Raw genomic sequence first — 26,038 nt, 5'->3', positions numbered from 1 at the left:
GTAGGACCGGTGCGTTCGCGTTTTCGTGTGTTTCTTCCCCCACAGGAGTCCAGAGCATGAAACTGCGCATTTCCGGACAGGAACAAGAACAGGGCCAGGAGCCGCAACAGGCGCAGGCCGCGCCGGAACAGGCCGGCCCGAGCTACGACGTCAGGGCCTTGAACGAACACCTCGGCGACCGCCACGCGCGGCAGCAACAGCCGGCGGGCCCGGAGCAGGGGCCGGCGCTGGACTGGCAGCGCAACGGCCCGGGCCAGTGGGCCGAGCCCGGCGCGCAGGCGCCGCAGCCCGCGCAGGCCGATCTCACTCCCGAGCAGCGCATGCAGCGTTACCGCGAAGTGGTGCAGGGCGCGATGGACGCCTACAGGGGCGAGGTCGCGACCGAACGCGAGAACGCCGCCTCGCGGCGCGCGGCCCATCCCGAAGGGCCGCAGGTCAACGCCGAGCGCGCGCGCGAACAGGAGAAGCATTGGTCGGGGATCGAATCCGCCGCCAGCCAGCTCAACGCGCTGGTCAAGAACCCGATCCCGGCGGCGGCGGAAGCCCGCTTCAGGCCGCTGATCGACGATCGCGTCGACAACATGGTGCAGCTGGCGGCCACCCCGCAGCGGCCCGACGTCGAGCGCATCCGCAACCAGGACGACGTGCGCGGCCGCCAGCCGCACCAGGAACTGGGCAAGGACGGCGACGGCCGCTATCACCTGACCGACCCGAGCACGGGCCAGCGCGCCGCGGCCAACGGCGACTTCGTGTTCGTGATTCCGGTGTCGAACCCCTCGCAGGTGTGGATCGGCGCGCGCGCCACCGGCGGGCACACCGCCATTTCCCGCGGCGGCGACGTCTACTACGCGGGCGAAGTCTCGTTCCGCGACGGCGAGATCACCCGCTGGAGCAACGACAGCGGCCACTACCGGCCCAATGCCGACCTGCATCGCCAGGTCGGCAGCGCTTCGATCGCCACACTCGAAGGCCTGTTGCCGCGCGATAAGTTCCAGCCCTACAACGGCTGAGCGCTTCGGCCGGGGCGTGTTGTAGGAGCGGCGCAAGCCGCGACCGCGGCAATGCGATTACGGCGGAACCTCCCGGTTCCGTCGTAGTCGCCGTCCTTCGCCTGGGCAACCGCGAAAGCGAGATCAACATGGGTTCCGGCTTTCGCCGGAATGACGGGGCAGGGGCGTTGTCGCCGGAGCTCCCTGTAGGAGCGGCGCAAGCCGCGACCGCGACAACGCAACTACGACGGAACCAACCGGTTCCGTCGTACCGCTTGATCAAACCGGGTTCCAGCTTTCGCCGGAATCACGCGATGGGCCGGCCGATAAGGACCGGCCGCACCGCCAGCGCTCAGGCGCCGACGTAGCCGCCCTGGTAGGCCTTCTTCCACTGGCCGCTCTTGCGCGACCAGACCTGGTAGTCCACGCCTTCGTACTGCCCGACCTGGAAGATCAGCTCCGGCACGCCGTCGCCGTCGAGGTCGAGGCGGTCGAAGAAGCGCGGCGATTCGGTCGCGTCGCCGCCGTTGGTGCTGCTCTGGCTGCCGACTACGCGGTAGCCGCCCTTGCCGTCGCCTTCCAGGATCGCCGAGGCGGCGACGCTGGTCTCGACCTGGTCCGGGCCGGCGACCGGCAGGTTCCACACCACCGTGGCGATCGCCATCGGGCCGGCGCTGCCGGCCTCGAAGCTGTGCAGCTCCATGCCCAGGTCGCGTTCGTGGTCGGGCTTGGCCTTGAGCGCGCGTTCGATCTGCGCGCGCTCGACCTTCTGCTGGCGCAGGCCGGCGCGCAGCGCGTCCTCGGCGGCCTTGCGCGCGGCCGCGGGCGCCGCCGCGTCGGCGGCCGGCTTGGCCGAGGTGGCGGGGAAGTTGGTCGCCAGGCCGCGGGCCTGGTCGCTGCGCGCGGTGGCCGGCGCGATCCGCACGTGCGCCTCGCCGGTGACGTCGGACAGCGCCACGTCGAGCACCTGGGCGATGCCGTCGGCGCCGCCGCGGCGGAAGAAATACAGGCCGCGCAGCGGCGGGAAATAGCGGGTGCTGGCGTCGGCGTCCTGCAAGCGGCCGTCGTCGCCGATGCGCGCCAGCGGCGCGGCGTAACCGCGCTCGACCACGAACAGCAGCTTGGGTTCGCCGCTCAGGCGCTCGGGCTTGGGCGAGAGCATGCGGTCGCGGAATTCGCCGGCCTTGCGCGCGCCTTCGGCGTCGCCGGCCTTGCTCAAGGTGTCGATCAGCAACTGGTGGCCCGGCGCCTGGTACGGCGCCAGCGCGACGATGCGCTCGGCCACGGTCTTGCGCTGGTCGGGCGCGGCCGCGGCGTAGTCGGCGTTGAGCGAGGCCAGGGTCGGCGCCTTGGCCTGCAGCAGGTCGGCGCGGATCCAGCCGACCGAGGGCTGCGGCAGTTCCGAGGTGCCGCGTACCCAACCGTCGCGCTCGCATTCCAGCGTCACCGCCGCGGCGATGGGGATGCGCGCGACCACGCCGCCGTCGGCGCGCGGCACCGGCCGCATGAACGCGCCGGTGACGGCGACATAGCGGGTGCCGGATTTCGGCGCGGCCTTGCAGGCGGCGACGGCGGCGGCGAATTCGTCGTCGGCGGGGCCGGCATGGGCGACTCCGGCGGCGGCGAGCGCGGCGGCGAGCAGGGCGGTCTGCGGCAGGGAGCGGGCGAACAACGGCATCGGTGCAGTCCTTGGCGGCGAATCTTGGGTGCGCAGGCTAGGCGTTGCGGCCGGCGCGCGCAATCGCGACGGGGCGTGGCGGCGCCGCGCCGAGGCGCCGACTGAACGGGCCGCCGCCGCGCGCGGCGGCGCGCGTTGGTATCGATGACCTGTCGCGCTTGAAAACGGTTACCGCCGAAACTGGGCGCAAGTACCTGATTCGGAAGGCGCAGCGAGGGGGCGAGGTTCACCGCCAGCGGCTATAATCGCGGGCTTCCCACCGCTGCCGCAGGATCTCCATGAGCATCGAACAGCTTGCCGAAACCGCCCAGGCCATGGTCGCCGCGGGCAAGGGCATCATCGCGATCGACGAGTCGACGACCACCATCGCCAAGCGCTTCGCCGGGGTGGGCATCGAGAACACCGAAGAGAATCGCCGCGCCTACCGCGAGCTGCTGCTGGCCACGCCGAACCTGAGCGACTACATCTCCGGCGCGATCCTGTTCGACGAAACCCTGCGCCAGTCGACCAAGGCCGGCGTGCCGTTCGCCAAGCACATGGCCGATCACGGCATCATCCCGGGCATCAAGGTCGACAAGGGCCCGCAGCCGCTGGCCGGCTTCCCCGGCGAAGTGGTCACCGAAGGCCTCGACGGCCTGCGCGCGCGCCTGGAGGAGTACTACAAGCTCGGCGCCCGCTTCGCCAAGTGGCGCGCGGTGATCAACATCAGCGACGACATCCCCTCGGGCACCTGCATCGAAGCCAACAGCCACGCGCTGGCGCGCTACGCCGCGCTGTGCCAGGAGCAGGGCCTGGTGCCGATGGTCGAGCCGGAAGTGATCATGGACGGCAGCCACGACATCGACACCTGCTTCGAAGTCACCGAAGTCACCCTGCGCTCGCTGTTCGGCGCGCTGTACGAGCACAGCGTGCTGCTGGAAGGCACGATCCTGAAGGCCTCGATGGTCCTGCCGGGCACCACCGCCGCCGAGCAGGCCAGCGTCGAGGACGTCGCCGCGGCGACCCTGCAGTGCCTGAAGTCGACCGTGCCGGCGACCCTGCCGGGCATCGTGTTCCTGTCCGGCGGCCAGTCCGACGAGGACGCCACCGCCCACCTCAACGCCATGAACCAGATGGGCCCGAACCCGTGGCCGCTGTCGTTCTCCTACGGCCGCGCGATGCAGTCGGCGGCGCTGAAGCTGTGGTCGCAGGACCTGGTGAACAACTACGCCAAGGCGCAGCAGACCGTGTACGAGCGCGCCAAGGCCAACGGCCTGGCGGCGCTGGGCCAGTGGAAGTCGGCGGCGTAAGCTGTCGCTTCCGCAGCCTCCGAAAACGCCGGCCTCGCGCCGGCGTTTTTCGTTTTCGGCGCTTCGATTCCCCGCCACGCCAGACCGGACCCCTCATGGAAACCCAGTGGCTCGCTTTCTCCGTCGCCGCGCTGATGCTCACGCTGATGCCCGGCCCGGACACCTTCCTGGTGATGGGCAACGCGGTCGCCGGCGGCGCGCGCCGCGGCCTGGCCGCGGCGGCGGGCACCACCAGCGGCGGGCTGTTCCACGTGGCCCTGTTCGCGCTCGGCGTGACCCAGTTGCTGATGTATTCCGAGCGCGCGTTCTGGACGGTCAAGATGCTCGGCGCGTTCTATCTGGCCTTCCTCGGCATCAAGGCCCTGCGCGCGGCGCTGCGGCCGCGCGCCGACGCGCCGGCGCCGGCACTGGAGCTGGAACTGGCGCCGCCGGCGTCGAGCCTGTGGCGCGCCTTCGCCCAGGGCGCGCTGACCAATGCGCTGAACCCGAAGATCGCGATGTTCTACCTCGCGTTCCTGCCGCAGTTCCTCGCGCCCGGTCCGCATATGGCGCGCGATTCGATGCTGATGATCGGCCTGCATTACGCCATCGGCGCGGTGTGGCTGGCGATCGTCGCGGTCGGGTCGGCGCGCATGGCCGGGGCGATGCGCAGCGCCAGGGTCGCGCGCGCGCTGGACGGGGTGATCGGCACGATGATGCTCGGCTTCGGCGCGCGTCTGGCGCTGGCCTCGCGCTGAGCGCCGTGGCGCCGGCGGCCGGGCGCGGCTAGGCTGGGCGCGTCTATCCGCAGGGAGCGCCGCGATGTCCTTGGAACCGGGTTTGTTCGTGCCTACGCGCGCCGACGCGCTGATCCGCGGCCAGCGCAAGGTCGAGGCGATCAAGGCGGTGCTCGACGCCAATCCCGGCGCGTCGTTGCGCGCGGCCAAGGACGCGGTGGAGGCGCGCACGGACGCGTTGCTGGCCGGTTCCGCGGCGTCGCCGTCTTCGCCGGCCGGCGAGGCGCGCGAAACCGCGGGGCTGCCGGCGGCCGCGCTGGAAGCGCTGCAGCGCGGCCAGATCATCGAGGCGATCAAGCTGGTGCGCCTCGCGCACGATGTCGATCTGCGCACGGCGAAGCAGCGGGTCGAAGCGCATCTGCGCGGAGACGTCGGCGCGGACGTCAGTATCGATGCCGATGCAGCGCAGCCGGATGCCGCGGCGTCCGCGCCGGGCGAACTGCCCGCGGACGTGGCATCGCTGCTGCGAGGCGGCGACCGCGGCGCGGCCTGGCAGTTGCTGGAACGCAAGTACGGCGCGACCGCGACCGAGGCGCTGCGCCGCATCGGCGATTACGAGATCGCGCGCAAACGCGGCGGCCGCGGCGACGACGCCGCCGGATCGACGGTGGTGCGTGGCGACAACAACGGCAAGCTTGTGGCGTGGGCGTTGCTGGCGGCGTTCGCGGCGCTGGCAGTGGCGTGGGTGTTGTGGTGAGCGTTCGGCCGTAGGCGGACGGCGGTCGCGAGGGTTGCGCCGCCGTCGTCGTGGCGCGGTCGCGGCTTGCGCCGCTCCTACAGGGGCTTCGGTCGGTTCGTTCGCGACCGCGACACCGCGCTTACGGCGAAACCGCCGAAGCCCCGCGCCGCGTCACTGCAGCGACGCCAGCCACTCCTCGTCGCTGCCTTCGTTGACGCCTTCGAACAGGAACGTCGACAGGTAACGCTCGCCGGTGTCGGGCAGCATCGCCAGCACCACCGCGCCGGCGTCCGCGCCTTGCGCGACCTGCAGCGCCGCGGCCATCGTCGCGCCGGCGGAGATGCCGACGAAGATGCCTTCCTCGGCGGCGAGCCGGCGCGCGGTGTCGCGCGCCAGCACGTCGTCGACCGGCACGATCTCGTGCGCGGCGTCGCGGTCGAGCACGTCGGGGATGAAGTCGGGGGTCCAGCCCTGGATCTTGTGCGGCGCCCAGGCGTTGCCCGACAGCAGCGCCGCGCCGGCCGGTTCGCTGGCGGTGACGCGCACTTCCGGCCGCGCCAGCTGCAGCATCTGCGCCACCCCGGTGAGGGTGCCGCCGGTGCCCCAGCCGGTCACGAAATGGTCGAGCCGGCGGCCGGCGAAGTCCTGCAGGATCTCGGCGGCGGTGGTGTTGCGGTGGAACGCCGGGTTGGCCGGGTTCTCGAACTGGCGGGCCAGGAACCAGCCGTGCTTCTCGGCGAGTTCGGCGGCGCGGCGGACCATGCCGCTGCCGCGCTCGGCGGCGGGCGTGAGGATGACCTTGGCGCCGTAGGCGCGCATCAGCTTGCGCCGCTCGATCGAGAAGGTCTCGGTCATCACCGCGACGAAGCGGTAGCCGCGCGCCGCGCACACCATCGCCAGGGCGACGCCGGTGTTGCCCGAGGTCGCCTCGATCACGGTGTCGCCGGGCTTGAGCAGGCCGCGCGCCTCGGCGTCGAGGACGATCGCCAGCGCCAGCCGGTCCTTGACCGAGCCGCCTGGATTGAATGCCTCGACCTTGGCGTACAGCGCCACATGGCCCGGCGCGATGCGGTGCAGGCGCACCACCGGGGTGCGGCCGATGGTCTGCAGGATGCTGTCGTAGATCATGGGACGGCTCCGTGGGGGGAAGTCTGGAGTATGCCCCCGGCCGCGCTGCGCGGCGGCGTCGCCGGCCGCGGTCGCGCGCCGGAGCGGACGGTTTGCCGAATCCGGGGCGAAGCGGTCAACCAATGGCCCACGCGCGAGTTCACAGTCCGCGGCTAGAATCGCGCGGCTTCACCGCCCTGCGGCCTGGGCGCCACCGGCTGCGCCAACGCAGGTCGCGCAAACCGCATGGCACGCACCGTCCGCGCGGACGGTGCGTGCGGCGCTCCTGGGGAGGGGCGCCGCTATGCCGTCCTCGCCAGCATTCGCCAGCCCCGTTCAGAGATCCGCATGCGACCACGTCCCGCCCTTCGTTCCGGCTGTCTCCTCGCCTTCGCCCTGGCCCTGGCGGCGTGCGGCAAAGGCGGCCAGCCGCAGGCCGGAGCGGGCGGCGGGCCCGGCGCCGGCCAGGGCGACCGCCCGATCCCGGTGACCGCCGAGCCGGTGCGCCTGCGCGCCTGGAACGACACCGTGCAGGCGCTGGGCAACGTCAAGGCGCGCGAGTCGGTCACGGTCACCGCCAAGGTCAGCGAGATCGTGCAGAGCGTGCACTTCGACAGCGGCGACCACGTCGCCGCCGGGCAGTCGCTGGTCACCCTCAGCGGCAAGGCCCAGCTCGCCGCGCTGGCCCAGGCCGAGGCCACCGCCAAGGAAGCCGAGCAGCTCTACCAGCGCCAGACCGAGCTGGCCGCGCAGCAATTGATCGCGCGCTCGGCCCTGGACACCCAGCGCGCCACCCGCGACGCCACCCGCGCGCGGGTCGAGCAGATGAAGGCCGACATCGGCGACCGCCAGGTGCGCGCGCCGTTCGCCGGCGTGCTCGGCATCCGCCAGGTCAGCCCCGGCGCGCTGGTGACCCCGGGCACGCCGATCGCCACCCTCGACGACACCGAGCGCGTCTACATCGACTTCCCGGTGCCCGAGACCTTGCTCGCGCGCGTGGCCAAGGGCCAGGACGTGACCGGCACCAGCGCGGCGTATGCCGGCAAGGAATTCCACGGCAGCGTCGGCACCGTCGATGCGCGCGTGGACCCGACCACCCGCGCGGTGACCGTGCGCGCCGACTTCGCCAATCCCGGCCACCTGCTGCGCCCGGGCATGCTGGTGCAGGTGACCCTGATCCAGCCCGAGCGGCAGGCGCTGCTGGTGCCGGAGATCTCGGTGGTGCAGGTCGGCAACGATTCCTATGTCTACCGGCTCAAGCCCGACGCCACGGTCGAGCGCGCCGACGTCCAGGTCGGCTCGCGCCGGCAGGGGCTGGCCGAGATCCTCGACGGCCTCGCGGTCGGCGACACCATCGTCGTCGACGGCACCGGCAAGCTGCGCGCCGGCAGCAAGGTGCAGGCCGCCGGCGCGCCGGCGCGCGAAGCCGGCGCGCCGTCCGGCGCCGCCAAGGACGGCCGCAATGGCTGAGGCCGGCTTGCTGAAGTGGCTGCGCGCGGTGGTGCCCGGACTGAAGCCGCGCGCGTCCGCCGCGGGCGAGGCTGAAGACAAGCCCGGCGCGCCGGTCTACGTGCCCGCCCGGCGCGGCCCGCACGCGCGCCGCGGCGCGGCCCAGGGCGACGGCGGCGGCAAGGGCAAGGGCAAGCGGAGCGCGCGGCGATGATGCTGTCCGACGTCTCCATCCGCCGGCCGGTGTTCGCCACGGTCATGAGCCTGCTGCTGATCGTGCTCGGGATCATGGCGTTCTCGCGCCTGACCCTGCGCGAGCTGCCGGCGATCGACCCGCCGATCGTCTCGGTCGACGTGACCTATCCCGGCGCCTCGGCGGCGGTGGTGGAAACCCGCATCACCCAGGTGCTGGAAGACGCGCTCGCCGGCATCGAGGGCATCGAGACCATCGAATCGCGCAGCGTCAACGGCCGCGCCTCGGTCAGCATCGAGTTCACCCTGCAGCGCGACATCGAAGCCGCCGCCAACGACGTGCGCGACGCGGTCAGCCGGGTCATGGACCGCATGCCCGACGAGGCCGATCCGCCGGAAGTCGAGAAGGTCGAGAGCGACTCCGACCCGGTGCTGTGGCTCAACATGAGCTCGAAGAAGATGGACACCCTGCAGCTGTCGGATTACGCCGACCGCTACGTGGTGGACCGGCTGTCCTCGGTCGACGGCGTCGCCCAGGTCCGCATCGGCGGCCAGCAGCGCTACGCCATGCGCATCTGGCTGGACCAGGACGCGCTGGCCGCGCGCGACATCACCGTCAACGAAGTCGAGAACGCGCTGCGCTCGGAGAACGTCGAGCTGCCGGCCGGGCGGATCGAATCGCAATCGCGCGACTTCACCCTGCGGGTCGCGCGCAGCTACCAGAAGCCCGCCGACTTCGCCCAGATCCCGCTGAAGAAGGGCGCCGACGGCTACGTGGTGCGGCTCGGCGACGTGGCCAGGATCGAGCTGCAGTCGGCCGAGCGCCGCGCTTACTACCGCAGCAACGGCGAGCCGAACATCGGCCTGGGCATCGTCAAGACGTCCACCGCCAACAGCCTCGACGTCGCCCGCGCGGTGCGCGCGGAGGCCGACAAGATCCGCCCGACCCTGCCCGAAGGCACCGACATCTTCGTCGCCTTCGACACCACCGTGTTCATCGAATCGGCGGTGGAGCGGGTCTATCACACCCTGGTCGAGGCCGTGGTCCTGGTGCTGATCGTGATCTGGCTGTTCCTCGGCAGCTTCCGCGCCGCGCTGATCCCGGCGGTGACGGTGCCGGTGTGCCTGATCGCCGCGTTCATTCCGCTGTACGCGTTCGGCTTCTCGATCAATCTGCTGACCCTGCTGGCGCTGGTGCTGTGCATCGGCCTGGTCGTGGACGACGCGATCGTGGTGCTGGAGAACATCCAGCGCCGCGCCGACCTCGGCGAACCGGCGCTGGTCGCGGCCGCGCGCGGCACCAAGCAGGTCGCGTTCGCGGTGATCGCCACCACCGCGGTGCTGGTGGCGGTGTTCCTGCCGGTCGGTTTCATGGAAGGCAATACCGGACGGCTGTTCCGCGAACTGTCGGTGGCGCTGGCCGGCGCGGTCGCGCTGTCGGCGTTCGTGGCGCTGACCCTGACGCCGATGATGTCGTCCAAGTTCGTGCGCCCGCACAGCCAGGAAAAATCCAATCCGGTCAATCGCTGGATCAATGCGCGCCTGGATGCGCTGTCCAACGGCTATCGCGGCCTGCTCGACCGCACGGTCGAGCGGCCGTGGCTGTTCGGCGCGCTGCTGCTGGCGGCGCTGGCGCTGAGCTTCGGCCTGTTCAAGCTGGTGCCGTCGGAACTGGCGCCGCAGGAGGACCGCGGCTCGTTCCAGATCTCGATCCAGGGCCCGGAAGGCGCCGGCTTCGACTACACCGTCAAGCAGGTGCAGGCAGTCGAGAAGATCGTCGCCGCGCATACCGGCCCGGACCAGACCATCCAGCGCTACAACCCGCGCGTGCCCGGCGGCTTCGGCGCCAGCGAGGAGATGCACACCGGCCGCATCGCGGTGTTCCTGCAGGACTGGAAGCAGCGCGAGAAGAGCACCGCGCAGGTCGCCGACAGCCTGCGCGCGGAGCTCGGCGCGCTGCCGAGCGTGCGCGCGCTGCCGCAGGTCGGCGGCGGCCTGGTGCGCACCCGCGGCCAGCCGATCCAGATCGTGCTCGGCGGCCCCGAGTACGCCGAACTGGCGCAGTGGCGCGACCGCATCCTGGCCCGGATCGAGCAGAACAAGGGCCTGTTCTCGGCCGACTCGGACTACAAGGAAACCCGGCCGCAGATGCGGGTCGAGATCGACCGCCAGCGCGCCGCCGACCTCGGCGTCAGCGTCACCGACATCGGCCACGCGCTGGAGACCCTGATGGGCTCGCGCCGGGTCACCACCTTCGTCCAGAACGGCGAGGAATACGACGTGATGGTGCAGGCCGACCGCGACCTGCGCGCCTCGCCGGCCGACCTCGCCGCGATCCAGGTGCGCGCGCGCGACGGCGGCCTGGTGCCGCTGTCCAATCTGGTCACGCTGAAGGAACTGGCCGAAGCCGGCAGCCTCAACCGCTTCAACCGCCTGCGCGCGATCACCGTCAGCGCCGGGGTCGCCCCGGGCTATACCGTCGGCGAGGCGATCGCGTGGTTGAACCAGGTCGTCGCCGAGGAACTGCCCGAACACGCCCAGATCGACTGGAAGGGCGAATCGCGCGAATACCAGAAGGCCGGCGGCGCGGTGCTGATGACCTTCACCCTGGCGCTGCTGGTGGTGTACCTGGTGCTGGCCGCGCAGTTCGAAAGCTTCATCCACCCGTTCGTGATCATGCTGACCGTGCCGCTGGGCGTGCTCGGCGCCTTGCTCGGGCTGTGGATGACCGGCGGCACGCTGAACCTGTTCAGCCAGATCGGCATCGTCATGCTGGTCGGGCTGGCGGCGAAGAACGGCATCCTCATCGTCGAATTCGCCAACCAGCTGCGCGACGAAGGCCGCAGCATCCACCAGGCCATCGTCGAATCCTCGGCGGTGCGCCTGCGGCCGATCCTGATGACCTCGATCGCGACCGTGGTCGGCGCGGTGCCGCTGGTGCTGGCCGGCGGTCCCGGCTCGGCCAGCCGCGCGACCATCGGTATCGTGGTGATCTTCGGCGTGTCGTTCTCGACCCTGCTGTCGCTGTTCATCGTGCCGGCGTTCTATGTGCTGCTGGCGCGGTTCACCAAATCGCCCGAAGCGGTGGCGCAGGAACTCGAGCGGCTGGAGCAGGACACTCCGCAAGCCGGCGGCCACGCGTAATCCCGACAGCCCCTGTAGGAGCGGCGCGAGCCGCGACCGCGACAATGCGATTACGCCGTCGGTTTCGTCGTAGTTGAGTTGTCGCGGTCGCGGCTCGCGCCGCTCCTACAGGGAGAAACCGGGCGGTCAGGCGTCCTTGTACAGGCGCAGGAACTTGAACATCTTCGGCCACTCCTCGCGCGGTTTGAACGCGATCGCGACCTCGCGCCCGTCCAACGCCGATTCGGTCAGCACGACATGGTCCTCGACCGCCTTGGCGTTCTCGAACTCGCGGGCATTGGCCTTGCACACCGCCTTGAAGAACGGGCCGTCGAGCCATTGCGCGGTTTCCGGCGCGTCGCGGAACTTGAGGTAGGCGGCCAGCGAGGCATGGGCGACGGCGACCATGGCGAAGCCCAGCGGCACGTCGTCGCGGACGAGGATGTACATCTTCATGTCGGTAAATCCGGGGAATGGAGCGTCGGTGAGGCGGGGCCGGTGCGGCGGTACGGGACGTAGGCGGTCCGTCAGGCTGTGGTGGTGCCTGTGCCTGTGCCTGTGCCTGTGCCTGTGCTGGTGCGGGATGCGCCCGCCGCCGGCTCGCACTCGACCACGCGCCCGCACTCGTATCCGCTCATGCGCGCCAGGATCGCCAGGGCCTCGCGCTTGCCGGCCTGCGCGTCCGTCCAGGTCAGCCGCAGCGCGGCATCGAATTCCAGGCTGCGGCGGCCGTGGTCGTTGAGCTCGAGCGCGACCGCCTGTTCGCCGGCATGGATGCGGTCGGCGCCGGCGTAGCCGCCGCGGCTCTGGTCGTCGCGTTCCAGGTAGATCGCGGCCATGCCCAAGGCGCGGTCCTGGGCGTCGGGCCGCAGCGCGCAGACGATGTGCAGCACGTCCAGCGGCCGGTGTTCGGACGCGAACCCCAGGCTCACCCACAGGCAGCCGTCGTCTTCGCCGCTGTGGATTTCTTCGATCGGGTAGGTCCGCATGCGCCGCTCCTGGCCATGCCGCGGCGGCGGCGTTTGCAGCGCGGCGACGGCGAAATTAGGCTACCCGCATGAACCCCGATCCCGCCACCCTCCCGCCGCCGCAGGGCGAGGGATTCGTGCGGCGTCCCTGGCGCCGCGACGACCTCGACAGCCTGCTCGTCCACGCCGACGACGCCCAGGTCTCGCGCGCGCTCAGCGACCGTTTCCCGTACCCGTACACGCGCGAGGACGGCGAGCGTTTTCTCGAAGGCCAGGTCATCGATCTCGAGCATCCGGTGTTCGCCATCGAAGTCGACGGCCGCGCGGTCGGCGGCATCGGCGCGCACCCCGGACGCGGCGAACGCGGCCACGGCGCCGAATTCGGTTACTGGCTCGGGCAGCGCTTGTGGGGCGCGGGGCTGATGACCCGGGTGGTCGCGGCGTTCGCGCCGTGGGCGATGCAGCGGCTGCAGCTGTACCGGCTGTGCGCGATGGTGCTCGACGACAACCCGGCCTCGGCGCGGGTGCTGTTGAAGAACGGTTTCGAAGAAGAGGGCGTGCAGCGTTGCGCCGTGTACAAGCACGGGCACGTGCACGACCTGCGTGTGTTCGCGAAGGCGAGAAGGAGCCTGCAAGATGCGACGTGACGATCCCCCGCGCGGCCCGCGCAAGCCGCCCGGCAGTCCCTATGGCGCGGGCGGCGGGCAGCGCGGACCGGGCGCGCCCCGAGGCGATGGCGGCCCCGGCCAGGGCGGCCAAAGCCGTCAGGGCGGCCCAGGCGGCCCGGGCGCTCACAGCGGTCAGGGCGGCGCCGGCGCGCCCGCCGGCGGCGACGGGCAGGGCCCGTGGCGCGAACGCGGCGGCTCGCATCACCCGCATTCGCGCGAGCAGCGCCGCGACCAGCGCGCGCGCCACGACGAGGTCGAGCACGACGAGCGCCCGCGCGGCCGCCATCACGAGCGTCACGAGCGCGGCCACCGCCGCCACGACGACGAAGACCAGGGCGACGCAGGCGCCGGCGCGCCGCACCCGCAGCGCGCCCGTCGCGACGCCGAGATCCGCCTGTACGGCCTGAACGCGGTGCGCGCGGTGTTCGCGCAGCGGCCGCAGGCGCTGCGCAAGCTGTACCTGGACGCGCCGCGCATTCCGCAACTGCAGCCGCTGCTGGCCTGGTGCGTGGCCAACCGCGTCGGTTATCGCGTGGTCGAGAGCGCCGACCTGGACAAGCTCGCCGCCAGCGGCCACCACGAAGGCGTGGTCGCCGAAGTGTTGCGCGAAGAACCCGCGCCGCTGTCGAGCTGGCTGCGCGACCTGCCCGCGGGGCCGCAGCTGGCGCTGTGGCTCGACGGCGTCGGCAACCCGCACAACCTCGGCGCGATCCTGCGCTCGGCCGCGCATTTCGGCGTGGCCGCGGTGTTGTTGCCGAAGGACTCGACCCTGGCCCTGTCGGGCGCGGCCGCGCGCGTGGCCGAGGGCGGCGCCGAAGCGGTGCCGATGGTGCGCCTGGGCCGCAGCGACAACGCCGTCGCCCAGCTGCGCGGTGCCGGCTTCGAGCTGGCCGCGACCGTGGTCGGCGGCGGCGAGGACGTGTTCGCCGCGCCGCTGCCGCCGCGCCTGATCTACGTGCTCGGCGCCGAAGGCGAAGGCATGGACCGCGAACTGGCCGCCGCCTGCGACCGGCGCTTGTCGATTCCCGGCACCGGGCGGGTGGAAAGCCTCAACGTGGCCGCCGCGACCGCGGTGTTGCTGGCGGCGTGGCGGTCGCGGCGCTGAGCGCTGGCGATCGCGATCGCGTCTTGGTGTTGCGGGTGCTTGCTGGGAGGGCCTTCAGGCCCGATGCTTTTCGCTCAATTCGTGGCGATCTGGAACAAAAGCGTCGGGCCTGAAGGCCCTCCCACAACAGCGGCGCTCGCCACTAGAAGATGCCCTTGCATGACAGCGGCGCTCGCTGCTGAGAAGACGCGGTTGATCGCTTCGAGCAGGCCGATGTATTCCTGGGCCGGATCCGGCTGCTTAAGCATCGCTTCCAAGCGGACCGCCAGCGCCGTCGTCTGTGCAGGCGCTGCAGTTTCTTGGTGGGAGGGCCTTCAGGCCCGACGCTTTCCGCTCAGTCCGCGGCGATCTGAAACAAAAGCATCGGGCCTGAAGGCCCTCCCACGACAGCGGCATGCGCCGCTCAGACGATGTGCTTGATCGCTTCGAGCAGGCCGGCGTACTCCTCGGCCTGATCCGGCTGCTTGAGCATCGCGTCCAGGCAGACCGCCAGCGCGGCGGCCTGCAGGGTCTGCAGGTTCTGCCGGTGCTGCGCGTCGGAGACCTTGCGCAGCCCGGACGCGAACGCGTCGGTGGCGGCGCGGTGGCCGTAGGCGAATTCGCCGGCCGCGCCGAGCACGGCTTCGTTGGATTGCTTGAGCGCCGATTCGATCTGCTGGTTGATCCCGCCGTAGCGATACGGCTCGCCGCCGGCGAGCGCGGCGCGCAGGCGTTCGAGCAGTTCCTCCGGCTCGGGCTGGGACGGATCGGCATCGTCGCCGGCCGGCGGCGGGGCGCTGCCGTTGCTTCCGGCGTGCGCGCCCGCGGAGGCGTTCGGCGTCGCCGCGGTGCCGTCGGTGTCGTCGGTGTCGGTGTTCTCGCTCATGGTCGCCTCGGGTGCGTGCGGACCGTCGCCGGCCGCGGACAGGTGGGCTTTCAACCGGCTCAGGCCATGGGCGAGGACCGCGTCGGCGCGCAACGCCGCTTCGCCCTGTTGCGCCAGCGCGCGCGCCCCCAGGGCCACGGTGGCCTCGCGCAGCGATCGCTGCAGCGCCGCCAACGCGCGCTGCGGCGAGGCCGCGTCGGCGCCGGGCGCCCGGCCGTCGTCGCGGCGCTGCGTGGGTTCGGCGGCGGCGTCGCGGACGTCGGTCATCGCAAGGGCGGCTCCGGAAGGGCGAGCCGGACGGCGCGCTGTTCCGGAAATAACGCAAAGCGGCGCGCGGACAGGGCAGGGTGCGCGCGGCAAAGCGTGAGGGCGGCTACGGTTCCGGCGCGCGGCGCCGATGGCTTCGCGGCGAGGCCGCGAAGGCGATGCGCTTGTGGGGGGCTGGATGCTTTTGTGGGAGGGCCTTCAGGCCCGATGCTCTCCGCTCAGGTCGCGGCGATCTGAGCGGAGAGCATCGGGCCTGAAGGCCCTCCCACGAGAGCCAAGGCCATTGGCCTGGGAGCTCTTGCACAAGAGCCAAGGCATCGGCCTGCAGCTCCTGCTGCTGCAAGCGGAGCGTCCGGCGTCGGCCGGGGCTCACTCCTCCGGCGGCGACACCTGCTTCGGCGCGCTGCCGAAGTCGCCGTCGGCCGAAGCCGCCAGGTAGGCGAACACCGCGTACGCGGCGACGTTCTGCGCCAGCGCCTTGGGATCGATCTTGTCGAGGGTGTCGTCGGGCGTGTGGTGGTAATCGAAGTAGTCGCTGCCGTCCTGCGCCAGCCGCGCCCAGGCCAGGCCCTTGGCCGCGAACGGGCCGATGTCCGGGCCCGGGCCGCCCTTGCCGGGCGTGTGCTCGATGCCCAGCGGCGCCAGCGCATCGGCGATCTGCTTGTCGGCGGCCTGGGCGTAGTCCGGCGCCGAGCTGGAATAGGCATAGATGCGGCCGGCGCCGAAGTCGCTCTCCGCGCCGATCTGATGCTTGCGCACGTCGGCCGCGTGCTTGTCCGCGTAAGCCTTGCCGCCGTACAAGCCCTGCTCTTCGTTGGCGAAGGCGATCACCCGCACGGTGCGCGCCGGACGCAGCTTGCTCTGGCCGATCAGCTTGGCCGCGGCCATGGTCAGGCCGACGCCGGCGGCGTCGTCGATCGCGCCGGTGCCCTGGTCCCAGGAATCCAGGTGGCCGCCGATGATCACCACTTCGTCGGGCTTGCCCTTGCCGCGGATCTCGCCGATGACGTTGTACGAGGTGGCCTGTCCGTCCCAGCCGCAATCCAGGGCCACGCGCACGCGGGTGGCGCCGCGCGCGGTCAGGCGCGCGAGCTGGTCGGCGTCGGGCGCCGACAGCGCCGCCGACGGGACCGGGGTCAGGCCTTCGTCGAAACGGGTGATGCCGGTATGCGGCATGCGGTGCGAGTCGGTGCCGGCCGAACGCATCAGGAAGCCGGCCGCGCCGGCGCGGATCGCCGCCGACGGGCCGCGGCCGCGCACGCGGCCGCCCGGGCCGTAGCCGGCGCCGTCCTTGGCGCGCTGCATGACGTAGTCGACGAAGGCGATCTTGCCGGCCAGCGAGCCGGCCGGCGCCGCTTCCAGCGCGGCCAGGTCGGCGAAGCGCACGACCTCGCCCTCGACCGTGCCGCCCGGGCTGCCGCCGAGCGCGGTCAGGCGCAGCGGCTGGGCGCTGGCGCCGAGCACTTCGGCATGTTCGCTGCGGCGCTGCCATTTCGGGAACGTCACCGGCTCGGTCCAGACCTTGTCGAAGCCCAGCTCGCGGAACTTGGCCTGCGCCCACGCCACCGCGCGCGCATCGGCCTCGCTGCCGGCCAGGCGCGGGCCGACTTCGGTGGTCAGCGATTCGGTGATCTTGAAGCCCAGGTCGCTGGCCAGCGCGCGCTCGCGCAGTTCGCCGGCGGCATCGACCGCGGCCTGGGGAATGCGCGTTTCGCGCTGTGCGGCGGCGGCATCGCCGGCCAGGATCGAACCCGTGAACAACACGGCAGCCATCGCTGCCCACAGCGGTGCGCGCATCCCCAATCTCCTCGTGCTGGCCGGCCGCGCGGGAGGTCGCGCGGCGTAGGCGAAACGCCGAGCTTAACAACCCGCGGCGGGCGCGCTACCTGAGGAAAGTCACGCCGGACGCGCGGGATTTTTGTCGCTGGCCGCAGCGGGGTTTGATCCGCGCCGGTTCGCGCGTTTGGTCGTCCATCGTTTTGCCGTATTTGCCGATTCGGCGCCGCCAGCGCGGCGGCGACGCACGGGTCGTCGCCGAAGCTGCACACGGCGTAGTCGTCGGCGCCGCCGTTGCCGCGTCCGAGATAGTCGCGCCAACAGGCGTCGGTGGCGGCGGTCTTGTCGGCCATGCGTGGCTGCGCCCGGAAACGAAGAAGGCCGCCACGAGGTGGCGGCCTTCGAAGGCTACGCGCGGCTCGCTTACTTCTTCAGCGAATCGCGGATCTCGCGCAGCAGCAGCACGTCTTCCGGCGTCGCCGCCGGCGCCGCCTCGGCCGGCTTGCGCACCTTGTTGTACGCCTTGAGGACGATGAAGATCACGAACGCGATCAGGATGAAGTCGATCGCGGTCTGCAGGAAGGCGCCGTACTTGATCGCCACTTCGGCGGCCACTTCCTTGCCGGCCGCGTCGAGCTGGGAGGGCTTGAGCACGTATTTCCAGTCGCTGACGCTGACCCCGCCGGTGATGTAGCCGATGGCCGGCATCACGATGCCGTCGACCAGGGCGGTGACGATCTTGCCGAACGCCGCGCCGATGACCACACCGACCGCCAGGTCGACCACGTTGCCGCGCGCAATGAACTCTTTGAACTCGCTGATCATGCCCATCGCATGCTCTCTCCCAGGTTACGACTGAAGGACGGTGGACGGCGCCAGCCGATCCGGGCGGCGCCGGGGCCGGACTATAGCCGGGGCGGGGTGATGTGTCCGTGCAGTTCGGCCACGCCCTCCAGCACCGCGCGGTAGCGGTCGCCGGGCCGCAGCGCGGCGACGCCGGCGGGCGTGCCCATGTAGATCAGGTCGCCGGCGCGCAGCGCGTACAGCTGCGAGAGTTCGTGCAGGATTTCGGGGACGTTCCAGACCAGGTCGTCGAGCGTGCCGCGCTGGCGCAGCTCGCCGTTGACCTCCAGGCTCAGCGCGCGCGCGCCCAGTTCGCCCACGTCGGCGGCCGGCACGATCGCGCTGATCGGCGCGGCGTGGTCGAACGACTTGCCGGTGTCCCACGGCAGGCCCTTGGCCTTGGCCTGCGCTTGCAGGTCGCGGCGGGTCAGGTCGAGGCCGACGGCGTAGCCGTAGACCAGCGCCTGCGCGTCCTCGACCGCCAGCACGCCGGCGGGCGCGTCGCGGCCGAGCGCCACCACCAGTTCGACCTCGTGGTGCAGGTCGGTGGTGCCGGGCGGGTAGGGCACGGCCTCGCCGGTGGCCAGCGCGTCGGTGGGCTTGAGGAAGAAGGTCGGGCGGCCACGGTCGGCGGCCGAGGTCGGCACCGCCGCGCCCATTTCGCGGGCGTGGTCGGCGAAGTTGCGGCCGACGCAGTAGACGCGGTGGACCGGGAAGGCGGCATCGGCGGCCAGGCCCTGGCCGCGGACGGGGATGCGGGTGGCCGGCGCGGCCGCGACGACGTCGCTCATGCGCTCAGCGGGCCCGGTCGGCGGCGTGCGGCAGCGCCTGCGGCGCGACCACGCGGAACTCGCCCTCGACCACGTCGCCGTGGCCCTTGGCCCGCGCCGTCATCGGTTTGCCACGGCGCTGCCATAGCTTGTAGGCCAGTCCGACCGCGATCATCGCCGCGCCGACGAAGACGCTGAAGAACACCAGCAGCGCCAGCAGGCCCAGCCCGACCACGCCGAGGACGAAGCGCAGGAGGCGGTGACGCGGCTTGCGCGGCTCGAAAGCGCTGCGCACGCGCGACTGGAACGCATTCCATTGCGAACGTTGATCGGCGAATCGGAAGGTCTGGGCGAACATTTTCGGTCGTCGTGAGACAATGCGGCCTGGGCCGGACAGATGAGTATCGTTCCAGGCATGAACGATGGTGTGAGAACTTCGTTAAACGCATCCGGCGACGACGGCTCCGGCGCGCAGCCCTTGATCGAGCTGGAGCGCCTGGCCGACGGCGGTTTCGCCGAGGTCGAAGCGACGATCGACGGCGATGCCGAATCGTTGCTGCTCTACCGCGACGGCGACGCCGTGCGCGCCTGGCTCAACATCTGCCCGCACGCCGGACGCAGACTGGATTGGGCCCCCGGGCAATTTCTCAAGAGCAAGGACGGGCTGCTGGTGTGCGCGGCGCACGGCGCCAGCTTCGAGCTGGGCGGCGGCGAGTGCGTGGCCGGGCCGTGCCGCGGCGAAGCGCTGCGCGCGGTGGCGGTCGATGTGCGCGACGGCGGAGTCTGGCTGGCGTAAGCCGCCTGGCCTACCTGTAGGAGCGGCGCGAGCCGCGACTGCGGGAATTGATCGCCGGCGAACGCTTGCGATCGTGCCGTAGTGCCCGATCTGTATTGGCGGTGGCGCTTCGTGCTTGCGCGAGCTGTGTATTTTCGCAGTCGCGGCTTGCGCTGCTCCTACAGGCGGCCCAGGTGGGGGCGCGGGAGCGGGAGGGGTATCCGGTTGGCCGGGCTTCGGGGTGTGGCGTGGTATGGCGTCGTTTTATTTGCCCCAGAACAGCACGTTGATCATCAACACCGTCACCACGGTATAGATCAACGACAGCGGCCCGCCGATCTTCCACAGTTCCTTGCCGCTGTAGCCGGCCGGCCCGGTGATCATCGAGATCACCGGGTTCGACGCGGTCATGAAGTTGTTCGACGCCGACAGCGCGACGATCAGCGCGAACGCGGTCGGGTTGCCGCCGGCCGCGAGCGCGAGGTTGACCGCGAGCGGCACCACCACGATGGTCGCGCCGACGTGGCTGATGACCAGGGAAAACGCGGTCGTCAGCAGTCCGACCAATATCTCCAGCACCCACACCGGCGTCCCGTGGGGCAGCCGCTCGATGCTGTGGCCGGCGATCCACGCCGCCGCGCCGCTGGAATCCATCGCCCAGCCCAGCGGAATCAGGCAGGCCATCAGGAACACGGTCTTCCAGTTGATCGCCGAGTAAGCCTCGTCGATGTTGAGCACGCCGGTGATCAGCATGCCGACCACGCCGGTCATCAGCGCGATCGACACCGGCAGGCGCGAGGACAGCGCCAGCAGCATCGCCACGGCGAAGATCGCCAGCGCGATCTTGAGCTTGTGCGGGCGCTGCTCGCCCTTGGGGTAGTCGGTGACCACGACCAGGTCCTTGCTCGCCGCGGCGCTGGCCAGGTCGGTCCAGATGCTGTGGAACACCAGCATGTCGCCGGCGCGCATCGGCACGGCGCGGACGTTGTCGCGCAGCACGGTCTTGTCGCGGTTGATCGCCAGCAGGCTCAGGCCGGACTGCTTGCGCAGGTGCAAGTCCCCCGCGGTCTTGCCGATGTACGCAGAGGTCGCCGGCACCACCGCCTCGGAGATGCCGGCGCGGCTGGGATTGAACAAGTCGGCGAAGTTGCGCAGGCGCGAGGACAAACGCAGGAAATGGTTCTGGGCGAAGTCGGCGACCTGCTGCTTGGGCCCCATCGCGCCGAGCACGCTGCCGACCCAGATGCGGGTGTCGGCCGGCGGCGCCAGGCGCGAGTCGTTGTCGCTCTTCAGCGCCAGCAGCAGCGGTGCGCCGCGCAGGGTCTCGGCCTCGCCGAGCGACATGCCGACCAGCGGGCTGTCGGCGGTCACGGTGAGTTCGTAGACGTCGCCGTCGATGCCGTAGGCCTTGGCGAAATAGCTCTGCGTGCGCGCCGGCGTCGCGCCCTTGTCGCTGTCGTCCTTGAGCAGCTTGTCGCCGAAGAAATGGAAGTACGCCAGCGAGGCCGCCAGCAGCGCGATGCCGATCGGCAGCGGCGCGAACATCTTCAGCGGCTCGATGGTCGCCGCGCCCGAGGGCAGGTTGCTGTTGGCGTTGAGCAGCAAGTCGTTGAGCAGGATCAGCGGCGAGTTGCCGACCATGGTCAGCGCGCCGCCCATGACGATGGCCGCGGCGATCGGCAGCAGCAGCCGCGGCAGCGACAGGCCGGTGCGCGAGGACAGGCGCGCGGCGACCGGCATGTACAGCGCCATCACCGAGGGGTTCTGCATGAATGAGGAATTGAGCCCGGCCACCGCCGTGGTCAGCAGCAGCAGGCGTTGCTCGACCCCGTGCGCGCGCCGCAGCAGCCAGCCGGCGAGGCGGTTGAGCGCGCCGGTGCGGTCCAGGCCGGCGCCGAGGATCATGGTGGCGATGATGCTGATGACCGCGTTGCCGGAGAAGCCGTTGAACAGCTCGTCCGGCTCGACCAGGCCCGACAGGCCCAGCAGCACCAGCACGACCAGGGCGACCACGTCGGCGCGCACGCGCTCGAACAGGAACATCGCCATCGTGAACACCACCAGCCCGAGCACCAGCATCATGTCGGTGGTGAGCGCGAGGGAGGTGTCCATGCCGGTTCGGTCGGGGTCTCGGTCGGGTCGCTAGGAAAACCTGTCCGCGCTACGCCTGCTGCGCCGTGCCGCCGCCGTTGTCGTCGGCCACGCGGTCGTACAGCAGGTCCCAGACGCCGTGGCCGAGTTTCTGGCCGCGGGTCTCGAAGTGCGTCTGCGGGCGCCATTCCGGTCGCGGCACGCTGCCGCGCGGACCTGCGCGGTTGGCGAGCCCCCTGGTCGCGTCCAGGACGTCCCACATCTGTTCGGCATAGTCCTGCCAATCGGTGGCAAGGTGCAAGCGTCCGTCCGCGGCGAGCTTGCGCACCAGCAGTTCGGCGAACGCCGGCTGGACCAGGCGGCGCTTGTTGTGGCGCTTCTTGTGCCACGGATCGGGGAAGTAGATCCGCACCTCGTCGAGGCTGCCGTCGGCGACTTCGTGGTTGAGCACTTCCACCGCATCGTGGTGGTAGAGCTTCACATGATCGCTGCCGTCCTCGGCCAGGGCGTTGAGCAGCCGGCCCACGCCCGGGGCGTGCACTTCGATGCCGATCAGGTCGCGATCGCGGTAGTTCTGCGCGGCGTAGCGCAGCGCCTCGCCGTTGCCGAAACCGATTTCAAGCACGCGCTTGGCGCTGCGGCCGAAGATCGCGTCGTAATCGCGCGGCGAGCCGGCGTAGTCGATGCCGAAGCGCGGCCACAATTCGTCGAAGGCGCGCTGCTGGGCCGGGGTGAAGCGGCCCTGGCGCAGCACGAAGCTGCGCACCTGGCGGCGGCCTTCCTCGACCGTGAACGGCTTCGGCGGCGCCTTGTGGCCGTCGCTGGAGAACGGGTCGGTCATCAGCCGATCAGCCCATCCACCGGGCTCGACGCGCTGGCGTAGCGCTTGCGCGGAATCCGCCCGGCCTTGAACGCGGCGCGGCCGGCTTCGACCGCGAGCTTCATCGCGTGCGCCATCAGGATCGGGTCGCGGGCGCCGGCGATGGCGGTGTTCATCAGCACGCCGTCGCAGCCCAGCTCCATCGCGATGGCGGCATCGGAGGCGGTGCCGACGCCGGCGTCGACGATGATCGGCACCTTGGCGTTCTCGACGATCTCCAGCAGGTTGTACTTGTTCTGCACGCCCAGGCCCGAGCCGATCGGCGCGGCCAGCGGCATCACCGCGACGCAGCCGATTTCCTCCAGGCGCTTGGCCAGGATCGGGTCGTCGGAGGTGTAGACCATGACGTCGAAACCGTCCTTGACCAGGGTTTCGGCCGCGGCGAGGGTCTGGATCACGTCGGGGAACAGGGTGCGCTGGTCGCCGAGCACTTCCAGCTTGACCAGGGTGTGGCCGTCGAGCAGCTCGCGGGCCAGGCGGCAGGTGCGCACCGCGTCGTCGGCGGTGTAGCAGCCGGCGGTGTTGGGCAGCAGGGTGTAGCGGTCCGGCGGCAACACGTCGAGCAGGTTCGGCTCGCCCGGGTTCTGACCAATGTTGGTGCGGCGGATCGCGACGGTGACGATTTCGGCGGCCGCGGCCTCGGTGGCCAGGCGGGTTTCGGTCAGGTCCTTGAACTTGCCGGTGCCGGTGAGCAGGCGCGAGCGGTAGGTCTTGCCGGCGATGACCAGCGGATCGGAGAAGGCGGTGTCAGTCATCGCGCAATTATGGCCGATGGGGGGCGGGCCGTGGGGCGTCGAGGTGGCCGCTGTGGCCCGACGGCTCCCTGTGGGAGGGCCTTCAGGCCCGACGCTTTCCGGTCCGATCGCGGTGATCTGGAACAAGAGCGTCGGGCCTGAAGGCCCTCCCACAAGGGCCGAAGCTGCTCCATCGGCAGCGGACTTGACCGGATCTGGCGGCAATTGCGCGCGCCGTGTCACGAATCTTTAAGCCTTGGCGTTCAGCATTCATCGCGGCTGCCGGGCGCCATGCACGGCTTCGGACGGAACCGACGGCAGCGATCCCTTCCTTCCGAATCCGCCGTCCGCCGCCATGACCTCTCGTTCCCGCCAGCTCACCCGGGCGATCCGCTTCGCCCTGGCCGCCAGCCTCGTTTGCGCTGGGTTTTCCGCCACCGTTTCGGCCCAGGAGGCGGCTTCGGGCGCTTCCGGCGCGGCGCGGGCCGACGCCGCAACGCCTGCATCGGCCTCGGACGACGAGGGCTCCGCCGCTGCGGTGGACCTCGACAAAGTCATCGTCACCGGCCGCTCCGGCACCCGCCAGCGCAGCAAGGCCGAGACCAGCTACTCGATCACCGCGATCGAGGAAGAGCGCCTGCGCCTGCAAGCGCCGACCTCGGTGACCGAGGCGATGAAATCGGTGCCGGGCTTCTGGGTCGAGGCCAGCGGCGGCGAAGCCAGCGGCAACATCCGCGCGCGCGGCATCCCGGTCGACGGCTTCGGCTCGGTGACCCTGCTCGAGGACGGCATCCCGGTGCAGCACGATCCGGCCCTGGGCTACCTCAACGGCGACCAGGCCTTCCGCCTCGACGAGACCGTCGAGCGGGTCGAAGTGGTGCGCGGCGGCCCCTCGTCGGTGTTCTATTCCAACGCCCCGGCCGGCGCGATCAACTTCATCCCGCGCAGCGTCGGCGACAGCGCCGAAGGCGTGGCCAAGCTCACCGTCGGCGACTACGGCCTGACCCGCTACGACCTGTTCTTCGGCACGCCCCTCGGCGGCGGCTGGAAGCTGGGCCTGGGCGGCTTCTGGCGCAGCGACGACGGCCTGCGCGACCCGGGCTATCCGGCCAACGACGGCGGCCAATACCGCATCAACCTGTCGCGCGCGTTCGAGCGCGGCAACTTCAGCTTCGACTACAAGCGCGTGGACGACAAAGTCGCGCTGTACCTCGGCATCCCGATGCGCAGCTACGCCGACGGCAAGATCCGCGGCGTGCCCGGCTTCGACGCCCACGACGGCACCCTGGCCGGGCCGCAGACCCGGCGCCTAGGCATGATCCAGGGCGACGGTTCGCTGTACGACTTCGACAACGCGCTCGGCACCCAGGTCAAGCGCGACCAGTACACGGCCAAGTTCGACTACGACCTCGGCGCCGGCTTCCAGCTGGCGCAGTCGCTGCGCTACAGCCGCACCCGCACCCAGCGCAACGGCGTGTTCCCGCTGACCCTGCAGAGCGACGCCAAGTTTTACGCCGATTCGGCGGTGAAGAAGCTGATCGCCTCGGTGCCCGGCGCGGTCGGCGCGCAGTTGCGCTACGTGGATGCGCCGGAACAAGCGTTCGCATCCAGCCAGAACGGCAACGGGCTGATGACGATCTCCGGCCTGCGCGGCGTGACCATGCCGGTCGACGAATTGATCAGCGACACCCGCCTGATGCGCCGCTTCGATTTCGGCGGGCAGAGCCACGATGTCACGCTCGGTTACTACTACGCCCGCTTCGACCAGGACTTCGATCGTTATTCGTCCAATGTGCTGACCGATGTGCGCGACAATGCGCGCCTGCTCGACCTGGTCGCGGTGGACGCCGCCGGCCGGCCGTTGCGCACGCTGACCGACAAGGGCGTGTACCGCTACGGCTACGAGTGGGAAAACGCCAGCGGCCGCTCCACCACCCAGGCGCTGTACCTGTCCGACGAATGGCAGGTCAACGACAAGCTGCGCATCGACGCCGGCGTGCGTTGGGAGCAGGTCAAGGTCGAGGGTTGGACCGAAGTGCGCAAGCAGGTCAACCTCGGCACCCCGGCGACTTCGCAGATACTCACCGGCTCGGGCAGCTTCGTAAGCTACGACCAGAAATTCGACAAGATCGGCTGGACCGTCGGCGCCAACTGGCAGTTCGATCCGCACCAGGGCGTGTTCGCGCGCTGGACCCCGGCGTTCCGCCTGCCGAGCCTGTCGAGCTACATCACCAAGTACTCCAACTGCGACCTGGCCAAGCTCGCCGCCTGCGCCAACGATCCCAACGGCCGCCCGGTCACCCAGACCATGGACCTGGGCGAGATCGGCTACAAGTTCAGCAACGAGCAGTTCGACCTGTTCGCGACCTTGTTCTACACCAAGTACGACAACGTCGGTTTCAGCAATTACGTGTTCGACCTGGGCAGCGGCGCCTCGACCGTGCAGCAGGGTTTCGCCGACACCAAGACCACCGGCCTGGAGCTGGAAGGCTTCTGGACCCCGGTGCGCTGGTTCGACCTGCAGGCGACCGCAACGATCCAGGACCCGAAGTACAAGGGCCTGCGCTACACCGAACTGGTCAACGGCGCGCCGGTGTTGCGCGACTTCGTCGACAACCAGCTGATCCGCGTGCCCAAGAACAGCTTCCGCGTGGTGCCGGGCCTCAACCTGCTCGACGAGCGCCTGCGCCTGCAGCTGTCGTACGAGCACGAAGGCGAGCGCTTCGTCGACACCGCCAACTCGGTGAAGCTGCCGTCGTACTACGTGATCAACGCCAGCGCGCGCTACGAGTTCGCGCCGGGGCTGAGCCTGTACCTGTACGCCGACAACCTGACCAATTCGCTGGGCCTGACCGAAGGCAACCCGCGCGCCGGCGAGCTGCAGAGCGCCGACGCCGGCAACAACACCTTCATCGCCCGGCCGTTGCTGGGGCGCGGCTACCGCGCGGCGCTGATGTACCGGTTCTGAGCGGCGGCGGTCGGGCGGTGCGCGTATCGTTGCCGGTTTCGATGCG

General features: G+C 70.7%; 24 protein-coding genes and 2 pseudogenes. 13 read left to right on the top strand and 13 right to left on the bottom strand.

The genetic code is table 11. The annotated features are described in order from the left end of the window. The first annotated feature begins 56 nt into the window (after positions 1-56). Positions 57-1,010 (top strand): hypothetical protein, encoded by a 954-nt coding sequence (locus JHW41_RS19870; protein WP_250444905.1) that lies wholly within the window; start codon positions 57-59, stop codon positions 1,008-1,010. 331 nt (positions 1,011-1,341) lie between these two features. Here JHW41_RS19870 and JHW41_RS19865 read toward each other — a convergent pair whose 3' ends face one another. Then, positions 1,342-2,667: a hypothetical protein gene (locus JHW41_RS19865; protein WP_250444904.1), complete on the bottom strand. Its 1,326-nt coding sequence runs from the start codon at positions 2,665-2,667 to the stop codon at positions 1,342-1,344. Between the two features lie 278 nt (positions 2,668-2,945). On the opposite strand from JHW41_RS19865, the gene JHW41_RS19860 reads away from it, so the two are divergent. From JHW41_RS19860 to JHW41_RS19850, 3 genes are all read left to right on the top strand, one after another. Further along, positions 2,946-3,956 (top strand): class I fructose-bisphosphate aldolase, encoded by a 1,011-nt coding sequence (locus JHW41_RS19860; RefSeq protein WP_057946441.1) that lies wholly within the window; start codon positions 2,946-2,948, stop codon positions 3,954-3,956. Between the two features lie 95 nt (positions 3,957-4,051). Beyond that, positions 4,052-4,693 (top strand): LysE family translocator, encoded by a 642-nt coding sequence (locus JHW41_RS19855; protein WP_250444902.1) that lies wholly within the window; start codon positions 4,052-4,054, stop codon positions 4,691-4,693. A 64-nt stretch (positions 4,694-4,757) separates the two neighbouring features. Then, the gene (locus JHW41_RS19850) at positions 4,758-5,429 is read left to right on the top strand and encodes a hypothetical protein (protein WP_250444900.1); all 672 of its coding nucleotides are present in this window, start codon (positions 4,758-4,760) and stop codon (positions 5,427-5,429) included. A gap of 153 nt (positions 5,430-5,582) precedes the next feature. Here JHW41_RS19850 and cysK read toward each other — a convergent pair whose 3' ends face one another. Further along, complete coding sequence (gene cysK / locus JHW41_RS19845) at positions 5,583-6,539, bottom strand: cysteine synthase A (RefSeq protein ID WP_250444898.1); 957 nt, start codon at positions 6,537-6,539, stop codon at positions 5,583-5,585. A gap of 327 nt (positions 6,540-6,866) precedes the next feature. Between cysK and JHW41_RS19840 the strand changes: the two genes are divergently transcribed. Genes JHW41_RS19840 through JHW41_RS19830 form a run of 3 tightly spaced genes read left to right on the top strand, consistent with a single transcriptional unit; the run spans position 6,867 to position 11,303 of the window. Beyond that, a complete protein-coding gene (locus tag JHW41_RS19840; RefSeq protein WP_250444895.1) occupies positions 6,867-7,988 on the top strand; it encodes an efflux RND transporter periplasmic adaptor subunit in 1,122 nt (373 codons plus the stop codon). Continuing rightward, a complete protein-coding gene (locus tag JHW41_RS19835; RefSeq protein WP_250444893.1) occupies positions 7,981-8,181 on the top strand; it encodes a hypothetical protein in 201 nt (66 codons plus the stop codon). The genes JHW41_RS19840 and JHW41_RS19835 overlap by 8 nt, the downstream gene beginning before the upstream one ends. Next, positions 8,178-11,303 carry an efflux RND transporter permease subunit gene (locus tag JHW41_RS19830; RefSeq protein ID WP_250444891.1) on the top strand — a complete coding sequence of 1,042 codons (3,126 nt, stop codon included), beginning with the start codon at positions 8,178-8,180 and terminating at the stop codon, positions 11,301-11,303. Before JHW41_RS19835 ends, JHW41_RS19830 begins: the two co-directional genes overlap by 4 nt. 126 nt (positions 11,304-11,429) lie before the next feature. Here the strand turns inward: JHW41_RS19830 and JHW41_RS19825 are convergent, their stop codons facing one another. Both JHW41_RS19825 and JHW41_RS19820 read right to left on the bottom strand, forming a co-directional pair. Beyond that, a complete protein-coding gene (locus JHW41_RS19825; protein WP_057946448.1) occupies positions 11,430-11,738 on the bottom strand; it encodes a peptidyl-tRNA hydrolase in 309 nt (102 codons plus the stop codon). A gap of 71 nt (positions 11,739-11,809) precedes the next feature. Further along, on the bottom strand, positions 11,810-12,271 hold the full coding sequence (locus tag JHW41_RS19820; RefSeq protein WP_250444889.1) for an Imm10 family immunity protein: 462 nt from the start codon (positions 12,269-12,271) through the stop codon (positions 11,810-11,812). Positions 12,272-12,339: 68 nt separating this feature from the next. Here JHW41_RS19820 and JHW41_RS19815 point away from each other — a divergent pair, with 68 nt between their 5' ends. Beyond that, a complete protein-coding gene (locus JHW41_RS19815) occupies positions 12,340-12,897 on the top strand; it encodes a GNAT family N-acetyltransferase (protein ID WP_250444887.1) in 558 nt (185 codons plus the stop codon). Between the two features lie 145 nt (positions 12,898-13,042). After that, a pseudogene (locus tag JHW41_RS26085) lies at positions 13,043-14,023 on the top strand (TrmH family RNA methyltransferase); the annotation flags it as partial. 334 nt (positions 14,024-14,357) lie between these two features. Here the strand turns inward: JHW41_RS26085 and JHW41_RS27485 are convergent. Further along, a complete protein-coding gene (locus JHW41_RS27485) occupies positions 14,358-14,408 on the bottom strand; it encodes a DUF6053 domain-containing protein (protein WP_428995584.1) in 51 nt (16 codons plus the stop codon). Here JHW41_RS27485 and JHW41_RS27480 point away from each other — a divergent pair. Next, positions 14,386-14,478, top strand: coding sequence for a hypothetical protein (locus tag JHW41_RS27480; protein ID WP_428995583.1), 93 nt, complete (start codon positions 14,386-14,388; stop codon positions 14,476-14,478). The two genes, JHW41_RS27485 and JHW41_RS27480, sit on opposite strands and share 23 nt — an antisense overlap. A 1,046-nt stretch (positions 14,479-15,524) precedes the next feature. Here the strand turns inward: JHW41_RS27480 and JHW41_RS19795 are convergent. The 4 genes from JHW41_RS19795 to JHW41_RS19780 all read right to left on the bottom strand — a co-directional run bounded on the left by JHW41_RS19795 (position 15,525) and on the right by JHW41_RS19780 (position 18,902). Then, positions 15,525-16,928 carry a M20/M25/M40 family metallo-hydrolase gene (locus JHW41_RS19795; RefSeq protein WP_057946452.1) on the bottom strand — a complete coding sequence of 468 codons (1,404 nt, stop codon included), beginning with the start codon at positions 16,926-16,928 and terminating at the stop codon, positions 15,525-15,527. Positions 16,929-17,354: 426 nt separating this feature from the next. Then, positions 17,355-17,762 carry a large-conductance mechanosensitive channel protein MscL gene (gene mscL / locus JHW41_RS19790; protein ID WP_250444881.1) on the bottom strand — a complete coding sequence of 136 codons (408 nt, stop codon included), beginning with the start codon at positions 17,760-17,762 and terminating at the stop codon, positions 17,355-17,357. A gap of 74 nt (positions 17,763-17,836) precedes the next feature. Further along, positions 17,837-18,565: a fumarylacetoacetate hydrolase family protein gene (locus JHW41_RS19785; RefSeq protein ID WP_250444879.1), complete on the bottom strand. Its 729-nt coding sequence runs from the start codon at positions 18,563-18,565 to the stop codon at positions 17,837-17,839. A gap of 4 nt (positions 18,566-18,569) precedes the next feature. After that, a complete protein-coding gene (locus JHW41_RS19780) occupies positions 18,570-18,902 on the bottom strand; it encodes a hypothetical protein (RefSeq protein WP_250444877.1) in 333 nt (110 codons plus the stop codon). 120 nt (positions 18,903-19,022) lie between these two features. Here JHW41_RS19780 and JHW41_RS19775 point away from each other — a divergent pair, with 120 nt between their 5' ends. Then, on the top strand, positions 19,023-19,340 hold the full coding sequence (locus JHW41_RS19775) for a Rieske (2Fe-2S) protein (RefSeq protein ID WP_231784017.1): 318 nt from the start codon (positions 19,023-19,025) through the stop codon (positions 19,338-19,340). A gap of 243 nt (positions 19,341-19,583) precedes the next feature. Here JHW41_RS19775 and JHW41_RS19770 read toward each other — a convergent pair whose 3' ends face one another. The 4 genes and pseudogenes from JHW41_RS19770 to JHW41_RS27475 all read right to left on the bottom strand — a co-directional run. After that, positions 19,584-21,431: an SLC13 family permease gene (locus JHW41_RS19770; protein WP_057946457.1), complete on the bottom strand. Its 1,848-nt coding sequence runs from the start codon at positions 21,429-21,431 to the stop codon at positions 19,584-19,586. 49 nt (positions 21,432-21,480) lie between these two features. Beyond that, positions 21,481-22,251: a tRNA (guanosine(46)-N7)-methyltransferase TrmB gene (trmB, locus tag JHW41_RS19765; protein ID WP_057946458.1), complete on the bottom strand. Its 771-nt coding sequence runs from the start codon at positions 22,249-22,251 to the stop codon at positions 21,481-21,483. Beyond that, positions 22,251-23,045 (bottom strand): thiazole synthase, encoded by a 795-nt coding sequence (locus JHW41_RS19760; RefSeq protein ID WP_074864452.1) that lies wholly within the window; start codon positions 23,043-23,045, stop codon positions 22,251-22,253. The genes trmB and JHW41_RS19760 overlap by 1 nt, the downstream gene beginning before the upstream one ends. A 66-nt stretch (positions 23,046-23,111) precedes the next feature. Continuing rightward, positions 23,112-23,198: pseudogene (locus tag JHW41_RS27475) on the bottom strand (DUF6053 domain-containing protein); the annotation flags it as partial. Between JHW41_RS27475 and JHW41_RS27470 the strand changes: the two are divergent. Both JHW41_RS27470 and JHW41_RS19755 read left to right on the top strand, forming a co-directional pair. Further along, on the top strand, positions 23,158-23,277 hold the full coding sequence (locus JHW41_RS27470) for a DUF6053 domain-containing protein (RefSeq protein ID WP_428995403.1): 120 nt from the start codon (positions 23,158-23,160) through the stop codon (positions 23,275-23,277). The pseudogene JHW41_RS27475 and the gene JHW41_RS27470 overlap by 41 nt on opposite strands. Positions 23,278-23,379: 102 nt before the next feature. After that, positions 23,380-25,992: a TonB-dependent receptor gene (locus tag JHW41_RS19755; RefSeq protein WP_250444875.1), complete on the top strand. Its 2,613-nt coding sequence runs from the start codon at positions 23,380-23,382 to the stop codon at positions 25,990-25,992. Positions 25,993-26,038: the final 46 nt, after the last annotated feature.

It is taken from the genome of Lysobacter enzymogenes (assembly GCF_023617245.1).
GTDB classification, from domain to species: Bacteria; Pseudomonadota; Gammaproteobacteria; order Xanthomonadales; family Xanthomonadaceae; genus Lysobacter; species Lysobacter yananisis.
This window is presented reverse-complemented; position numbering and strand designations above follow the sequence as displayed.